Origin of the sequence: Pseudomonas sp. COW5 (assembly GCF_026240005.1) — a bacterium.
GTDB classification, from domain to species: domain Bacteria; phylum Pseudomonadota; class Gammaproteobacteria; order Pseudomonadales; family Pseudomonadaceae; genus Aquipseudomonas; species Aquipseudomonas kribbensis.
The window spans coordinates 4,803,780-4,817,792 of record NZ_JAPHVP010000001.1 but is presented as its reverse complement, the minus strand read 5'-3'; the positions used below and the strand labels follow the sequence as shown (position 1 = coordinate 4,817,792).

At 61.6% G+C, this 14,013-nt stretch carries 16 protein-coding genes; 7 read left to right on the top strand and 9 right to left on the bottom strand.

The genetic code is table 11. The annotated features are described in order from the left end of the window. Positions 1-22 precede the first annotated feature (22 nt). On the bottom strand, positions 23-1,378 hold the full coding sequence (locus OQ248_RS22020; protein WP_265813988.1) for an MATE family efflux transporter: 1,356 nt from the start codon (positions 1,376-1,378) through the stop codon (positions 23-25). 128 nt (positions 1,379-1,506) lie between these two features. On the opposite strand from OQ248_RS22020, the gene OQ248_RS22015 reads away from it, so the two are divergent. Both OQ248_RS22015 and OQ248_RS22010 read left to right on the top strand, forming a co-directional pair. Then, the gene (locus OQ248_RS22015; protein ID WP_265813987.1) at positions 1,507-2,073 is read left to right on the top strand and encodes a chorismate mutase; all 567 of its coding nucleotides are present in this window, start codon (positions 1,507-1,509) and stop codon (positions 2,071-2,073) included. Positions 2,074-2,197: 124 nt separating this feature from the next. Beyond that, positions 2,198-2,560: a hypothetical protein gene (locus OQ248_RS22010; protein ID WP_265813986.1), complete on the top strand. Its 363-nt coding sequence runs from the start codon at positions 2,198-2,200 to the stop codon at positions 2,558-2,560. A gap of 72 nt (positions 2,561-2,632) precedes the next feature. Here OQ248_RS22010 and OQ248_RS22005 read toward each other — a convergent pair whose 3' ends face one another. From OQ248_RS22005 to OQ248_RS21995, 3 genes are all read right to left on the bottom strand, one after another. Continuing rightward, positions 2,633-2,968, bottom strand: coding sequence for a hypothetical protein (locus OQ248_RS22005; protein ID WP_265813985.1), 336 nt, complete (start codon positions 2,966-2,968; stop codon positions 2,633-2,635). A gap of 131 nt (positions 2,969-3,099) precedes the next feature. Further along, entirely contained in the window at positions 3,100-4,188 is a 1,089-nt protein-coding gene (locus OQ248_RS22000) for a polyamine ABC transporter substrate-binding protein (protein ID WP_265813984.1), read from the bottom strand. A gap of 51 nt (positions 4,189-4,239) precedes the next feature. Then, the gene (locus tag OQ248_RS21995) at positions 4,240-5,541 is read right to left on the bottom strand and encodes an FAD-dependent oxidoreductase (protein ID WP_265813983.1); all 1,302 of its coding nucleotides are present in this window, start codon (positions 5,539-5,541) and stop codon (positions 4,240-4,242) included. Positions 5,542-5,701: 160 nt separating this feature from the next. On the opposite strand from OQ248_RS21995, the gene OQ248_RS21990 reads away from it, so the two are divergent. Then, the gene (locus OQ248_RS21990) at positions 5,702-6,586 is read left to right on the top strand and encodes a LysR substrate-binding domain-containing protein (RefSeq protein WP_265813982.1); all 885 of its coding nucleotides are present in this window, start codon (positions 5,702-5,704) and stop codon (positions 6,584-6,586) included. 37 nt (positions 6,587-6,623) lie between these two features. Here the strand turns inward: OQ248_RS21990 and OQ248_RS21985 are convergent, their stop codons facing one another. After that, a complete protein-coding gene (locus tag OQ248_RS21985; protein ID WP_248740917.1) occupies positions 6,624-7,013 on the bottom strand; it encodes a cytochrome c family protein in 390 nt (129 codons plus the stop codon). 55 nt (positions 7,014-7,068) lie between these two features. Next, the gene (locus OQ248_RS21980; protein ID WP_265813981.1) at positions 7,069-8,400 is read right to left on the bottom strand and encodes a PLP-dependent aminotransferase family protein; all 1,332 of its coding nucleotides are present in this window, start codon (positions 8,398-8,400) and stop codon (positions 7,069-7,071) included. A 90-nt stretch (positions 8,401-8,490) separates the two neighbouring features. Between OQ248_RS21980 and OQ248_RS21975 the strand changes: the two genes are divergently transcribed. Beyond that, positions 8,491-9,384 (top strand): DMT family transporter, encoded by an 894-nt coding sequence (locus tag OQ248_RS21975; RefSeq protein ID WP_265813980.1) that lies wholly within the window; start codon positions 8,491-8,493, stop codon positions 9,382-9,384. On the opposite strand, the gene OQ248_RS21970 is transcribed toward OQ248_RS21975, so the two are convergent. Continuing rightward, on the bottom strand, positions 9,385-10,206 hold the full coding sequence (locus tag OQ248_RS21970; protein ID WP_265813979.1) for an AraC family transcriptional regulator: 822 nt from the start codon (positions 10,204-10,206) through the stop codon (positions 9,385-9,387). It abuts the gene before it with no gap. A gap of 133 nt (positions 10,207-10,339) precedes the next feature. On the opposite strand from OQ248_RS21970, the gene OQ248_RS21965 reads away from it, so the two are divergent. Then, complete coding sequence (locus OQ248_RS21965; RefSeq protein WP_265813978.1) at positions 10,340-10,858, top strand: peroxidase-related enzyme; 519 nt, start codon at positions 10,340-10,342, stop codon at positions 10,856-10,858. A gap of 18 nt (positions 10,859-10,876) precedes the next feature. On the opposite strand, the gene OQ248_RS21960 is transcribed toward OQ248_RS21965, so the two are convergent. Next, the gene (locus OQ248_RS21960; RefSeq protein ID WP_265813977.1) at positions 10,877-12,322 is read right to left on the bottom strand and encodes a SulP family inorganic anion transporter; all 1,446 of its coding nucleotides are present in this window, start codon (positions 12,320-12,322) and stop codon (positions 10,877-10,879) included. A gap of 159 nt (positions 12,323-12,481) precedes the next feature. Between OQ248_RS21960 and OQ248_RS21955 the strand changes: the two genes are divergently transcribed. Continuing rightward, a complete protein-coding gene (locus OQ248_RS21955; protein ID WP_265813976.1) occupies positions 12,482-12,781 on the top strand; it encodes a hypothetical protein in 300 nt (99 codons plus the stop codon). A gap of 5 nt (positions 12,782-12,786) precedes the next feature. On the opposite strand, the gene OQ248_RS21950 is transcribed toward OQ248_RS21955, so the two are convergent. Beyond that, positions 12,787-13,245: a GNAT family N-acetyltransferase gene (locus OQ248_RS21950; RefSeq protein WP_265813975.1), complete on the bottom strand. Its 459-nt coding sequence runs from the start codon at positions 13,243-13,245 to the stop codon at positions 12,787-12,789. 124 nt (positions 13,246-13,369) lie between these two features. Between OQ248_RS21950 and OQ248_RS21945 the strand changes: the two genes are divergently transcribed. Beyond that, positions 13,370-14,011 (top strand): TetR/AcrR family transcriptional regulator, encoded by a 642-nt coding sequence (locus tag OQ248_RS21945; RefSeq protein WP_265813974.1) that lies wholly within the window; start codon positions 13,370-13,372, stop codon positions 14,009-14,011. Positions 14,012-14,013 lie beyond the last annotated feature (2 nt).

Sequence of the window (14,013 nt, the reverse complement as noted above, 5' to 3'; positions counted from 1 at the left end):
TATTTTTCGCTGACGCTGAACACTACACCAACCGCTCGATTTTCTGGTGCTGCCAGACCAGTTTGTAATACAGCGTCTGCAACACCAGCATCCCCAGATACGCCACCGGAAACGCCATCCACACGCCCTGCAAACCAAACTGCCCGTCCAGCCAGTACGCCGCCGGCAACTGCACGCCGACCACGCAAATGATCGCGATCGCGACGGGCACTAGCACGGTGCCGCTGGCACGCATGATGCCGCCGATGATCGCCTGGAAGCCGAAGATCAACAGGCTCCACAGCATGATGTGCAGCAGGTGCTCGGCCATGGCCCGGGTCGAGTCTTCGGTGAGGAACAGCCCCAGCAGCCAGTGCGACAACAGATAACCGAGCACGATCAAACCACCGGTCAGGCACACGTTGATCCACAACCCGGTGCGCAGGATCGGCCCCATGCGTTCCAGCCGCCCGGCACCGATTGCCTGGGCACCGAGGATCGACGCAGTGATCGCAATCGACAGCGCCGGAAACTGCACGTAGTTGACGATCTGCGTCACCGCACCGTAGGCCGCCGTTGCCTGTGAGCCGTGCTGGTTGACCAACGCCAGGATCACCAGCTCCGACAGCGACAACACAATCATCTGCACCCCGGTCGGCAGGCCGATGCGCAACACCTTGCCGAGAATCTCGCCATCCAGGCGCAACGACGCAAAGAACTCCCGGTCCGGTGCCAGCGGATGGCCTTTGCGGATCAGACTCCATGACAGCCACGCCATCGCCGCCAGCGTACCGGCCAGACCGGCGAACGCCGCGCTCTGAATGCCCAGTTGCGGCAAACCGAACCAACCGCGAATGAACGCCGGGGTCAGCGCCAGACCGACAACGGTCGACAGCAGCAGCGCGAGCATCGGCGACAGCGTGTCACTCACCCCGCGCAACAGCTGAGTGAACAGCACGTACACCAGCACAAACGGCAAAGTCCACATCATCACCCGGGCGTAGGAAACCGCGTCATCCAGCACATCCGCCGGCGTGCCCAACCCCTGCAACGCCTGGCGCGCAAACACACTGCCAAACACCGCCGCGACCAGCCCGATCAACACCCCCAGCAACAACGTCGCCCCGGCAATCGCCTTCACCATATGCGACTCACGCGCGCCCCACGCCTGACCGATCAACACCCCTGCCCCGGCCCCCAGGCCGATGACCAGCGCGATGAAGAAAAAGATGATCGGAAACATCCCCGAGACCGCCGCCAGCGCCTGGGTGCCGAGCATCTGGCCGATGTAGATGCTGTTGACCGTGCCCGACATGGATTGCAGGAAGTTCGACAGCACCATGGGGGCGAGGAACAACAGGTAGGTTTTCCAGAGGGGGTTTTGCGCGGGGGTTTGCATTGAAGGTCCGTCTCGGGAGGAGGCAATGTGGGAGAGTCTAAGGTATGCACAGCCGTTCAGGTCGTACCCCTTTGCATTAAAACTTCGTAATCTCCACCCCCTGTCCAAAATGGAAGTGAACCGATCCCATGTCCCGCGTCTCGACCCTGCTGACCTCTGCCCTTTTTGCTGCTCTGGCAACGACCGCCCATGCCGCCCCGGCGCCAGCGCCTGAAGCGCTGCAAAGCCTGCTGAGTACCCTGAACGAACGCCTGAACATCGGCGACCTCGTCGCCCTGACCAAATGGGACAGCGGCAAGCCGATCCAGGACAGTCCCCGCGAAGCCCAGGTCATCGCCAATGCCCGGACGCTGGCCGCCGAACGCAAGCTCGACCCGGAAGAGGTGGCGCAATTGATCGCCGCGCAAATGGAAGCCAACAAGCTGGTGCAATACGGTTTGCTCGCGAAGTGGCAGGCGGCCGGCGCCGCGCCGGACACCCCGCGTCCGGATCTGGGCAAACAGATTCGTCCGCGCCTGGATGAGCTGCAAACCCGGCTGTTGCAGCAATACGCCGACTTCACGCCCTATCGCCACGACCCGGACTGCACGGCGTGGCTGGCCAGGGCGCGCAGCGGTCTGGCTCAGGATGCATTGCATGAACTGGCCCTGATCCGTGCCACCGGCGAACTCTGTATTCGGGCAACAGCCCCGTGAATCGGGGGCCACGCATCCATCGCTGGCGTCGATAGTCACCATCACGTCAATGAAGTTCTCATAAAAAATCCCGGGCGTAACATCTGCTCCATACCAACCAAACAACACCCCGGAGCACACGATCATGAAACGCCAAATCCTTCTCGGCATCGCTTTCTCGGTTCTCGCAGTCAACGCTTTTGCAGCAAAACCCGCTCACACCATGATCGCCGAAGGCGGTTCGGACCGATTGATCGAACAGCGTGTAGCTGAAGGTGGTGCAGATCGTCTGCTGGAACGCCGCGTTGCCGAAGGTGGCTCGGACCGTCTGATCGAACGCCGTGTTGCCGAAGGTGGCTCGGATCGTCTGCAAGAACGTCGCGTTGCCGAAGGTGGCTCGGATCGTCTGCTGGAACGCCGCGTAGCTGAAGGCGGTTCGGATCGTCTGCAAGAACGCCGCGTTGCCGAAGGTGGCTCGGATCGTCTGCAGGAACGCCGCGTCGCATGATCTGAAAACGCTTTCCCGAGACAAAGAAAAGCCCGGCCTGATCAGCCGGGCTTTTTCACATCCAGCCGTCGCTTACTGAACGGTTTTCAGCTTGACCACGTCACCGGAGACCTTGGTGGTGTAGCCGCTCAGGACCCATGCCCAGAACCAGTTTTCCTGAACCTGGGTGTTGATCATCGCATCGCCGCCCTTGGCCTGGATGGCGGCCTCTTGCGCGCGGACGAAACGGCTGTTCTGCCGGATCGGGATCACGCCGAACAGCATCAGGCCGGTGGCGGTCGCTTCGCTGTGGCCAATCACGGTGTACTGGTTGCTGTCGTAGTGTTTGGTGTTCATCGGGGTGCCGGTGCAACCTGCCAGAACCACACCGAACAGTGCGGTGGCGACTACTTTGCTGAGGTATTTCACTGCAAGACTCCATGGGTAAACGCCCGGGATCCATCTCTCGGGCGGCGCACACTTTACTGGAGGCAATGGCACATTGGTATCAACCTGCAAATGTTTCATGAAGCGCTGCCGGCAGCGCTTCACGAGTCTCTTCAGGTATTGGTCTTCAATTTGGTCCACAACCGCGTCGTCAACCGCGCAATCGCCGCCGGCAACTCTTCCACGGTGAACAACTTGTCCATCACCGCTTTCGGCGGGTAGATCGCCAGATCCTGTTTCACCGCCGGCGTCAGGAACTCATTCGCTGCCGCGTTGGGGTTGGCGTAGTGAATGCTGTTGCTGATGTTGGCGATCACCTTCGGTTCCAGCAGGTAGTTCATGTAGGCGTAGCCGTTCTTCTGGTGGGGCGCGTTCCTGGGCATGACCACCATGTCGAACCACAGCGTTGTGCCTTCGTCGGGAATCGAATAAGCGATGTCGATACCGTTTTTCGCTTCCTTGGCACTGGCGGCCGCCTGGACGACATCGCCGTTGAAACCGATCACCGCACAGACGTTGCCGTTGGCCAGATCGCTGATGTACTTCGACGCGTGGAAGTACTGCACGTAAGGGCGAATCTTGAACAAGGCCGCCTCAGCCTTTTTGTAATCCGCCGGTTCATGGCTGTGTGGCGGCAGGCCCAGGTAGTTGAGGGTGATCGGCAATACCTGGGTCGGGTTGTCGATGATCGCCACGCCGCACTGACTCAACTTCTTGATGTTGTCCTCGTCGAAAAACAGCTTCCACGAGCGGGTAACGTCGGTGTTGCCGAAAATCGCCTTGATCTTCTCGACGTTGTAGCCGATGCCGGCGGTGCCCCACATGTACGGATAGCCGTATTGATTGCCCGGATCGTTGACTTCGAGTTTCTTCATCAACACCGGGTCGAGGTTCTTCCAGTTCGGCAGTTGCGACTTGTCGAGTTTCTGGATCGCGCCGGCCTTGATCAGCCGCGACAGAAAGTGGTTCGACGGACTGACCACGTCGTAACCGGTATTGCCGGTCATCAACTTCGATTCCAGCACTTCGTTGCTGTCATGGATGTCGTAAGTGGCCTTGATGCCGGTGGCTTGGGTGAAGTTGGCCAGGGTGTCGTCGGCGATGTAGCCGTTCCAGTTGGAAATGTTGACCGCTTCGTCGGCCAGGGCGCCAGTCGATGCCGTTGCAAGCAGGACCGCCAGGGAAAGTGTGTGGACGCGCATGTTCTGTCACCTGAATTGAGTGGCTTTTGTTCTTGTGGGATGTGCGGAATTTCAGATTTCTGTTCTGGCCCTGACCGCCTCCACGCGCATGCGAAGCATGGCACCGATATCGAAGAAAGGTCGCGGCGGCAGCCAGCCGGGTTCCGCCCGTTGCATCACCGATTGCAGCAAGGGCGAGTCGACGCCCGATGCCAGCTCCGCCAACAGCCGCCCCCACAGGGTTCCACGCGCCACTCCTGAACCGTTGCAACCGGCGACGGCGAAAACGCCCTCTTCCACCCGGTCGAAATAGGCCTGGCCGCTGCGGCTTGCACTCAAATGGCCGGTCCAGGTGTAGCGAATGTCTTGCTCGCCGAGAAACGGAAAACGCCGTTGCAGACCGCGCACATGATGTTGCCGGCGCAAAACCAGTTCGCGGTTGGACAGGTCTCGCGTGCGGTATTCGGCGGTGTTGCGGATCATCACCCGGCGATCCGGGGTCAACCGCACAGTCGCGCCCAACGGCCGGGTCGACAGCACGCCCCACGGCTCGACCGAACCGATGGCCGCGAATTCCTGATCCGTGAGCGGGCGCGTGAGGCTGGCACTCAACTCCATCGGGAACGTGGCGCTGTCGCTGATCCCGACGCGCGGAATGAACGCGTTGAGGCACACCAGCACTTGCTTCGCCTCGATACTGCCTTCGGCACCTTGGGCACGCAGACGTCCCTGACCGACGCGCTCAAGAGCGGAAATATCGGTGTTCTCGAACAACGTGACATTGTCCGGGAGGGCATCGAGCAAGCCCTTCACGTACTTGGCCGGTTGCAGCAGCGCGTTGCCGTTGCCGCACCAGATCGCAGCCTGATAGTGGCGAGTGCCGAGCTTCTGGCTCAGCGCCTCGCCTTGCAGAAACTCGGCGCGGGCACCGAGGGCGCGCAGCGTGGCCAGTTTCGCATCGACCTGATTGAGCTTGGCCGGGTCGTTGACGGCAAAGAAATAACCGCTGTCACGGAAGTCACAGTCGATGGCGTGTCGGGCAATGCATTGGCGGACTTCTTCGCTGGCAGCACGGGAAATCGCCGTGTCGACTTCAAACCCGGCAAAGCCTGCGGCGCCGATCAGTTCGCTGTCGGCCGGGTGTTCATGGGCGACCACGAACCCCGAGTTGCGCGCCGAAGCTCCTTGCGCCGCCGATTGCCGATCCACCACCACAATCCGTGCTTCGGGATGCAATTTCGCGAGGTTATGCGCGGCGCTGAGCCCGGTGATCCCGGCCCCGATCACCAGCCAGTCGGCTTTTTGCGCCCCGCTCAGGCGACCACGTGCCGGGGCGTTTCCGGCTTGCGCGATCCAGCCACAGATATTGTCCATGCATCACCTCGTAAGACTGTCGTTCGGCGGCTTGCCTTCTGGGGATAGCCATGCGTGAATCGCATGCTCGTGTTGTGAAGATTGCCGCCAGAACTAGAATCTATAGGGTCTTCAAACGCCTCACCAACGCTAAGAAATCATCGAGCCATTCTGAAAACGCATGGATAAAATTCGCCACGTTCCCTCACTGCAAGCCATGCAGGCACTGGTCGAAGTCGCCCGATGCGGCAGCTTCACTCAGGCTGCGCAGACGTTGTGCCTGACCCAAAGCGCCGTCAGCCGGCAGATCCAGCAATTGGAAAGCCACTTCAATGTGGTGCTGCTCGTGCGCACCAGTCGCAACCTGCACCTGACGCCGGAAGGTGAGCTGGTTCTGGCGAGCGCGCGGAGCATTTTCGAGCAACTGAAAAACCTCGAAGAACGCCTCACGCCGCAGAAGCGCCCGTTCCGCATTCGCCTGCATGTGTCGCTCGCGGTGCGCTGGTTGTTGCCCAGACTCAGCGACTTTTATCTGCGTCATCCCGAGGTTTCGCTGGCCATCGAAACCGTTGCCACCGAAGTCGTCGAGCCCACCAGTGACAGCGACGCGTACATCCTTTATTTGCCGACGGCATCGAGTGATCCGGACTGCCTGACGCTGTTTCAGGAAACCCTGGTGCCGGTGTGCGCCCCCGGTTTGGTGGACGCCCCCCGGTCAGTCGAAGAACTGCAGCGTTTTGCCTTGCTGCATCGCTCGGCGGATCGCCAGGCATGGATCGAATGGCTGGCCGCGAACGACGGCAGACCGCTGGAGGATTACCGGCACATTCCGTTCAATCTCGATGAACTGGCACTGGACGCGGCGGCGCGGGGATTGGGTGTGGCGGTGACGGACATGACACTCGCGGCAGAATCCATCGAGCGTGGGGTGTTGGTGGTGCCGTTCGGGGAACCGCTGAAAACCGGGGGGATTTATTCGTTGTGCGTGCAGCCGTCGGCGGCAGCACATCCGGCGTGTGGGGTGGTGATGGGGTGGTTTGCCGGTCAGGCCGAGCAGGAAAATTGAACGCGGGAACGGCGTTGCGCGGTCCCCGCCATTAAGCTCATTGATTGGGAAATGACTGAAGATACGCCAACAAATTATCAATCTTCTCCTCATCACTCAGCCCCCAGAAGATCATCCGCGTCCCCGGCACCACACCCTTCGGATCTTTCAGATACGCCGTCAGCGTTTCACGATTCCAGGTGATGCCGGAGTTCTTCATCGCATCGGAGTACACGTAGTTCGCCGACGTCCCCGCCGGGCGGCCGATGATGCCGTTGAGTTGCGGGCCGAATCCGGGGCGGGCGGATTCGCCGACCTGATGGCAGCCGCCGCACAGGCGCGGGAAGATTTTGCTGCCGGCCTCGGCGTCGCCAGCCGCCAGGGCGGGCGTGCTGAACAGGCCTGCGTTGAGGATCAGGGCGAGGGTCAGTAACGCGGTGTTTTTCATCGGGAGCATCCAGATCTTCGGCGGCGCCAAGGGTAATCCTGCGGGGAGCGTTGCGCTACAGGTAAGCCGCGATCACCTGCCGGACTTTGAGCAAGGCTTGACGCAGGACAAGCATGTCTACCGAGCCGAGCGCCAGCCGGATCGCGTGGGGCACATGGGCCGAAACGGTGAACGGCTCGGCGTTGGTGACCGAGATCTGCGCTTTCATCAGCTCGATCACCACCTGATCGGACCTTGCGTCTTCCGGCAGCGGCAGCCAGAGGAAATACGAAGATGGATGACCAACCATCGGCAAGCCTTGCAGGATTTCAGCGGCCAGCGCCTGACGGGCCCGGGCGTCATCGCGCTTTTGCGCCTCCAGCAAGGTGACCGTGCCGTCGTCGAGCCAGCCGCAGGCAATCGCAGTCATCACCCCCGGCGTGTTCCAGGTGGTGGCGCGGATGATGCGTTCCAGTGCCGGGACGATTTTCAGTGGCGCCGCAATGAAGCCGACGCGCAGGCCCGTGGCAATGTTTTTCGAAAGCCCCGAGACGTACACCGTGCGCTCCGGCGCCAGATCCGCCAGCGGTGGCGGTGGGTTATCGACCAGAAAGGCGTAGGCAGCGTCTTCGATGATCGTCAGATCATGTTGTCGGGCAATCGCCACCAGTTGTTCACGCTGCGCCAGCGGCATCACCCAGCCCAGCGGATTGTGCAGGGTCGGCATGCTGTAGACGGCGCGCACCGGGCGGTTGCGGCAGAGTCTGTCGAGCGCCGCCAGATCCGGACCTCTCTCGTTCACGGGGATCGCCACCAGTTCAAGGTGCAGCGCTTCGGCAAGCACCTTGAAGCCTGAATAGGTCAGCGCATCGGCCGCGATCACGTCACCGGGATTGAGCTGTGCCATCAGCGTCACCGCCAGCCCTTGCTGGGCACCGTTGACGATCAACACCTGCTCGGCGTCGACGTTCAAGCCTCGCGCCTGCAAATGCCGGGCAACCGAGGCCCTTTCATGCTGGCGCCCGGCGTGGGGTTGATAACGCAGCAGCGCTTCAAGGTCGCCGGACAGCGCCAATTGCCGCAAAGCGGTGCGCAGCAGATCGGCCTGTCCCGGCAGCGACGGATAGTTGAAGTTGAGGTCGATCATGCCGACGGCAATGTCTTTCTGATCGATCCCCTGCCCCGGCAACAACGAGGTTTCCCGAACAAACGTGCCGCGCCCGGTTTCGCCGCTGACCAGCCCCATTGACTCAAGCTCCGCATACACCCGCGACGCTGTGACCAGCGCCAGCCCTTCGCTCGCCGCCAATTGCCGATGGGTCGGCAGACGCGTGCCGGGCAACAGGCGACCGCTGCGAATGTCGGCGGCATAGGTATCAACGAGGGTCTTGTACCGGGAGCGCGGCATGTCGGGATGTATCCATGACAATTCTTTGATTGTGCTGATTCTCAACCCTAGGATGAGCCACAAGCAACCCCACTTTTGAGCATGACCGACATGGAACGAACCACGAATCTGCCCGCACCGGCCCTGGAAAAAACCAACGGCTGGATCAACGGTTTCATCGGCGTCGTGATTTTCAGCGGCTCGCTGCCGGCCACGCGGCTGGCGGTGCTGGAATTCGACCCGGTGTTCCTCACCGTCATCCGCGCCACCATCGCCGGGGTGTTGGCGCTGTGCCTGTTGTGGCTGTTTCGCGAACGACGCCCGGCGCGGGATCAGTGGTTCTCGTTGTTGATCGTGGCACTGGGTGTCGTCGTGGGTTTCCCGCTATTGACCGCCCTCGCGCTGCAATATGTGACGTCGGCGCATTCCATTGTGTTTGTAGGATTGCTGCCGCTGGCGACGGCGATTTTCGGCGTGTTGCGCGGCGGTGAGCGGCCGCGTCCGGTGTTCTGGATCTTTTCGGTGCTGGGCAGTTCGCTGGTGGTCGGCTTTGCGGTATCCCAGGGACTGACCGCCTCGCCCACCGGGGATCTGTTGATGCTGGCGGCGATCCTCGCCTGCGGTCTCGGTTATGCCGAAGGCGCCAAACTGTCGCGCACCCTTGGTGGCTGGCAGGTGATCTGCTGGGCACTGGTGTTGTCGCTGCCGGCGATGGCCGTGTTGAGCGTATGGCGGGCGCCCGCCTCGTTCAGCGGTATCAGCGTGTCGGCGTGGGTGTGCCTGGCTTACGTTTCGCTGTTCAGCATGCTGATCGGTTTTGTGTTCTGGTATCGCGGCCTGGCTCAGGGCGGAATTGCGGCAGTCGGGCAGTTGCAATTGCTGCAGCCGTTTTTCGGCCTGGCGCTGGCGGCGACGTTGCTGCATGAGCATGTCAGCGTCGGCATGCTGGTGGTCACGTTGGGCGTGATTTTGTGCGTGGCCGGGGCGAAGAAATTCGCCAGATGATCAGCTCGTTCCCGCTTTCCATTCCCGTGGACTGAGCCCGGTCTTGCGCCGAAACGCCCGGGCCAGCGCCGAAGGACTTTCATAGCCGACTTCTTCGGCGATCAAGGCAATCGGCCGCCCCTCGCGCAGACGTTTCTGCGCGAGGCTGACGCGCCAGCTCACCAGATAATCCACCGGCGTCTGCCCCACCACTCGCCGGAAATGCTCGGCAAAACCGGCACGGGACAAATGCACGGTCGCGGCCAGTTCGGCGACGCTCCAGGCCTTGGCCGGTTGGTCATGCATCAGGCTCAATGCACGGGAAATCTTCGGGTCGGCCAGCCCCGCCATCATGCCCGGCTGCTGGTTGCGACTGCTGATCAGATGGCGCAACAGCAAAATCACCAGCAGTTCGAACAGCCGATCCATCACCGCTTCACGCCCGCAATGACCGTCGAATGCTTCCTTGAACAGCCATTCCAGAGTGCTGGCCATTTCCGGAAGGTCGGCGAGTTTCAGCACCAGATAATCCGGCAGCGCCGCCGCCAGCGCATTGCCCGCGCCGCCATCGAAGGTCAGCGAGGCGCACACCAGTTGCGTGTTCATGGCCTCGTCGGCGAACAGTCGGTGAGCAAACGGTCGGGGGAAGAAAATCAGCGTCGGTTCGCTGAGCGTGAGTTCGGGTTCGTTTCCCGGTTTGAGCAGCACTTGCCCGGCCTGTAACAGATGCACATGACCGCAGACCTGATCGCCACCGTAGGCACTGATGCCGCAGAAAGTACCGCTGTGGAAGGTGCCGGCATTCACGCCGAAATGGCTGAGTAACGTGGACAAGCGATCCATGGACGAATCCTCGACGACAGGTTTGGACGATCTGTCGCATATCCTCGACGATTTGCACCCAAGGCACCAGCCTCGCTCAATAACATGACCTCCATCCCCGGCGCACTTCGCACCGGACTTTCGGAGAACCACCATGAGCCGCATTGCCCCGATCACCCTTGAAAACGCCACCGAAGCCACCCGCCCGACCCTGGAAGGCGTGCAGAAAAAAATCGGTTTCCTGCCCAACCTGTTCAAGACCCTGGCGGTTGCCCCAGCCGCACTGGATGCCTACGTGCAAGTCTCCGCCACGCTGGGCAAAACGTCCCTGAGCGCCAAGGAAAAAGAAGCGGTGTACCTCGCCACGTCGCAGGTCAACGGCTGCGATTACTGCCTGGCGGCGCACACCTTGTTTGCCAGCAAGGCGGGGCTGGCAGCAGAAGAAATCATCGACGCGCGTCTCGGCAGGCTGAATGCTTTTGCCACCCTCGCCCATCAACTGACCGAAACCCGTGGCCATCTGAGCGATGAACAGATCGCCGCCGCCCGCGCTGCCGGTATCGACGACAAGAAGATCATCGAAGTGATCGCAATCGTCGCCGTGCAGACCCTGACCAACTACCTCAACAACACCGCACTGACCGACATCGACTTCCCGGCTATCGATGCCTGACAGTGACCGGGGTCGATCTCAGTCGTGATCGACCCCGGCGCGTTTCAGCAGTTTCTTGCAGCGCTCGGACAGGTGAAACACCTGCAACTGCTTGCCGGCCTTGGCGTAACGTTCGCGCAGGGTTTTCAGCGCGGCGATGGCCGAGTAGTCGACAAAGCTCAGGTGCCGGCAGTCCAGCGTCACGCGCTGAGGATCGTTGGCCGGGTCGAACTGATTGAGGAACGGCGTGGTCGAGGCAAAGAACAGCGTGCCGTGCAGGCGATAGAGTTTGCTGCCATCGGCTTCCAGATGTTCATCGGCGTACAGTTCGCGTGCCTGCTGCCAGGCAAAATTCAGCGCCGCGATAATGATCCCGCACAGCACCGCCGTGGCCAGATCGGTGAACACCGTGATGGTGGTGACCGCGATGATCACCAGCACATCGTTGAGCGGTACTTTGTTCAGCACCCGTAACGAGGCCCAGGCAAACGTCTGCTGCGACACCACGAACATCACCCCCACCAACGCCGCCAGCGGAATCCGCTCGATCAGCGGCGACAGAAACAGAATGAACAACAGAATCAACACACCCGCCACCACGCCGGACAACCGCCCGCGCCCGCCGGAACTGAGGTTGATCACGGTCTGGCCGATCATTGCGCAACCGCCCATCCCGCCAAACGCACCGGAGACCATGTTCGCCGCGCCCAGCGCCATGCATTCGCGATCCGGGTAGCCACGGCTTTCGGTGATTTCATCGGTAAGGTTGAGGGTCAGCAGGGTTTCCAGCAGGCCGACCAGCGCCATCAGGATCGCGTAGGGCGCGATGATGCGCAGGGTTTCGAGGTTGTACGGGATGTCCGGCAACGCGAACGTCGGCAGACCGCCGGCGATGTGCGCCATGTCGCCGAGGGTGCGGGTCGGCAGGCCGAGCAGATAGACCAGCGCCCCGACGCCGAGAATCGCCACCAGTGCCGGCGGAACGGCGCGGGTCAGGCGCGGCAGGATGTAGACGATGGCCATGGTCAACAACACCAGCCCGGCCATCAGGTACAACGGCGTGCCGCTGAGCCACTGCTCGCCGCTCTTGAAATGCTCCAGTTGCGCCAGCGCAATGATGATCGCCAGACCGTTGACGAACCCGAGCATCACCGGGTGCGGCACCATGCGCACCAGTTTGCCCAGGCGCAACAGCCCGAAGGCCATCATGATCAGGCCGCCGAGCAACACCGTCGCCAGCAGGTACTGCACGCCGTGCTGCACCACCAGCGCGACGATCACCACCGCCATCGAACCGGCCGCCCCGGACACCATGCCCGGCCGGCCGCCGAACAGCGCGGTCAGCGTGCAAATGATGAAGGCGCCATACAGGCCCATCAGCGGATTGAGGTGAGCCACCAGCGCGAACGCAATGCATTCGGGCAACAGGGCAAACGAGGTGGTGAGTCCGGCCAGGACATCGGCGCGCAGACGAATCGGTTTCATGGCTTACCTGACAGCGCGGCCGATACTGACGGCCGCTGTATTCGCGGGAAAAAGAGGGTTGCGGATGTTACGCAATTGCCCGGGCACGGGCCAGCGGTCGCTGACAGGGACGTCCCGGCGTTTTATGCTTGCGCGCTTCGTTGATCTTCGGGTTTGCACATGTCATCTCTATCCACCCGCGAAGTCTGCCAGCGCCTGCGCGATGCGGCATTGGGCGTTTGCGCATTACGGCGTATTGCACAGGAATCCGGGACCGACCAGATGTCGGTCGAGATCGACGGCTGGCACCTGTCGCTCGACTTTGACGGCCAACGCCTGCACCACTGCCTGCAATGCCGGTGCCCGGAAGGTCGCGTATGGACACTCGACACCACTCAACATTTCGGCACCGACCCGGTCAGCCTGCTCAGCACCTGGGAAATGGCGCAGATCGAACGATTGCTGGCCCAGGCCGACTGACCGAATCAGCCCTGTCGCAGGTCCAGGTTGTAGGTGTAATAGCCTGTGTCACGCACCCAGCCAAGGGATTCGTACAAACCCTGAGCCGTGAAATTGTCGGTGGCGGTTTCCAGCACCAGGCCCTTGGCACCGGTTTCCACGGCGAAGTCGCGGGCGGTGTTCATCAGCAATCGCCCGACGCCACGGCCTCGAGCGGCCGGCGTGGTGAACAGGTCGCTGAGCAGCCAGGTGCGGTGGGCGTCTATCGATGAAAACGTCGGGTACAACTGCACGAATCCCAGCGCTTCGCCGCTTTGATCCTGAACCAGAAAAATCGCTGATTCATCGCCAGCCATGCGCTCGGCGATGAAGGCCCGCGATTGCTCAAGGTTCGATGGCTGGCCATAAAAGCCGCGATAACCGTCGAACAGTTCGGCCACCGCATCCAGATGATCCACGCTGGCGCGTATTGCCTGAAGACTCATATCCCCTCCCCGATCAATGCCAATGATTGCACCAGCATAGCGCTGTCCGTCGAGTTCGCTGGCTTAATCGCTATATAGTTTTGTATATTGCGAACCCGAAATCGCCAGACTTTCAACGCCTTCCATGAGCAGCATCCGCGAACGCAACCAGCAACAGATTCTCAAGGCCGCCAGCGAAGAGTTCGCCGCCAACGGCTTCGACGCGACCCAGACCCGCGACATCGCCGCCCGCGCCGGTGTGCCCAAGGCCAATCTCTATTACTACTTCCAGAGCAAGGAAAACCTCTACGGCAAAGTGCTGCTCGGCTTCGTCGAGCCGCTGCTGGAAGCCTCGGCGGTGCTGCGCGAAAGTGATGACCCGCTGATCGGCCTGCGTGCCTACGTCGCGGCACGCATCCGCATCGCCCGCGAGCATCCGGCGATTGCCAAGGTGTTCAGTGGTGAACTGCTGCTGGGCGGTCGCCAGTTGCCCGATGAATGCCGCGACCTGCTGCACGCCGAAGCCCGGCGCAATGTCGAGTGCCTGCGCAGCTGGATCGAACGCGGCTTGCTGGCCCCGGTGGATCCCGAGCATTTGATGTTGTTCATCTGGTCGGCGACGCGCACCTACACCAATATCGGCTGGCAGATGGGGCGCATCACCGGGCGCGAAGTGCCGCAGGATGAGGACTATGAAAGGGCGGCGGATACCATTACGCGGCTGGTGCTGGGCGGTGTGGTGTCCGAGCCGGTGAGTGATGTTCGCAGGTTGATGTTTGCGACCTGAAG

What these genes read in the sequence shown, in the direction of transcription:
- OQ248_RS22020 (WP_265813988.1), bottom strand. Translation starts at nt 1,378, where the DNA reads ATGCAAACCCCCGCGCAAAACCCCCTCTGGAAAACCTACCTGTTGTTC.
- OQ248_RS21970 (WP_265813979.1), bottom strand. Translation starts at nt 10,206, where the DNA reads ATGGATCGCTTGTCCACGTTACTCAGCCATTTCGGCGTGAATGCCGGC.
- OQ248_RS21945 (WP_265813974.1), top strand. Translation starts at nt 13,370, where the DNA reads ATGAGCAGCATCCGCGAACGCAACCAGCAACAGATTCTCAAGGCCGCC.
- OQ248_RS21980 (WP_265813981.1), bottom strand. Translation starts at nt 8,400, where the DNA reads ATGCCGCGCTCCCGGTACAAGACCCTCGTTGATACCTATGCCGCCGAC.
- OQ248_RS21975 (WP_265813980.1), top strand. Translation starts at nt 8,491, where the DNA reads ATGGAACGAACCACGAATCTGCCCGCACCGGCCCTGGAAAAAACCAAC.
- OQ248_RS21965 (WP_265813978.1), top strand. Translation starts at nt 10,340, where the DNA reads ATGAGCCGCATTGCCCCGATCACCCTTGAAAACGCCACCGAAGCCACC.
- OQ248_RS21955 (WP_265813976.1), top strand. Translation starts at nt 12,482, where the DNA reads ATGTCATCTCTATCCACCCGCGAAGTCTGCCAGCGCCTGCGCGATGCG.
- OQ248_RS21960 (WP_265813977.1), bottom strand. Translation starts at nt 12,322, where the DNA reads ATGAAACCGATTCGTCTGCGCGCCGATGTCCTGGCCGGACTCACCACC.
- OQ248_RS21990 (WP_265813982.1), top strand. Translation starts at nt 5,702, where the DNA reads ATGGATAAAATTCGCCACGTTCCCTCACTGCAAGCCATGCAGGCACTG.
- OQ248_RS22010 (WP_265813986.1), top strand. Translation starts at nt 2,198, where the DNA reads ATGAAACGCCAAATCCTTCTCGGCATCGCTTTCTCGGTTCTCGCAGTC.
- OQ248_RS21950 (WP_265813975.1), bottom strand. Translation starts at nt 13,245, where the DNA reads ATGAGTCTTCAGGCAATACGCGCCAGCGTGGATCATCTGGATGCGGTG.
- OQ248_RS21985 (WP_248740917.1), bottom strand. Translation starts at nt 7,013, where the DNA reads ATGAAAAACACCGCGTTACTGACCCTCGCCCTGATCCTCAACGCAGGC.
- OQ248_RS22000 (WP_265813984.1), bottom strand. Translation starts at nt 4,188, where the DNA reads ATGCGCGTCCACACACTTTCCCTGGCGGTCCTGCTTGCAACGGCATCG.
- OQ248_RS21995 (WP_265813983.1), bottom strand. Translation starts at nt 5,541, where the DNA reads ATGGACAATATCTGTGGCTGGATCGCGCAAGCCGGAAACGCCCCGGCA.
- OQ248_RS22015 (WP_265813987.1), top strand. Translation starts at nt 1,507, where the DNA reads ATGTCCCGCGTCTCGACCCTGCTGACCTCTGCCCTTTTTGCTGCTCTG.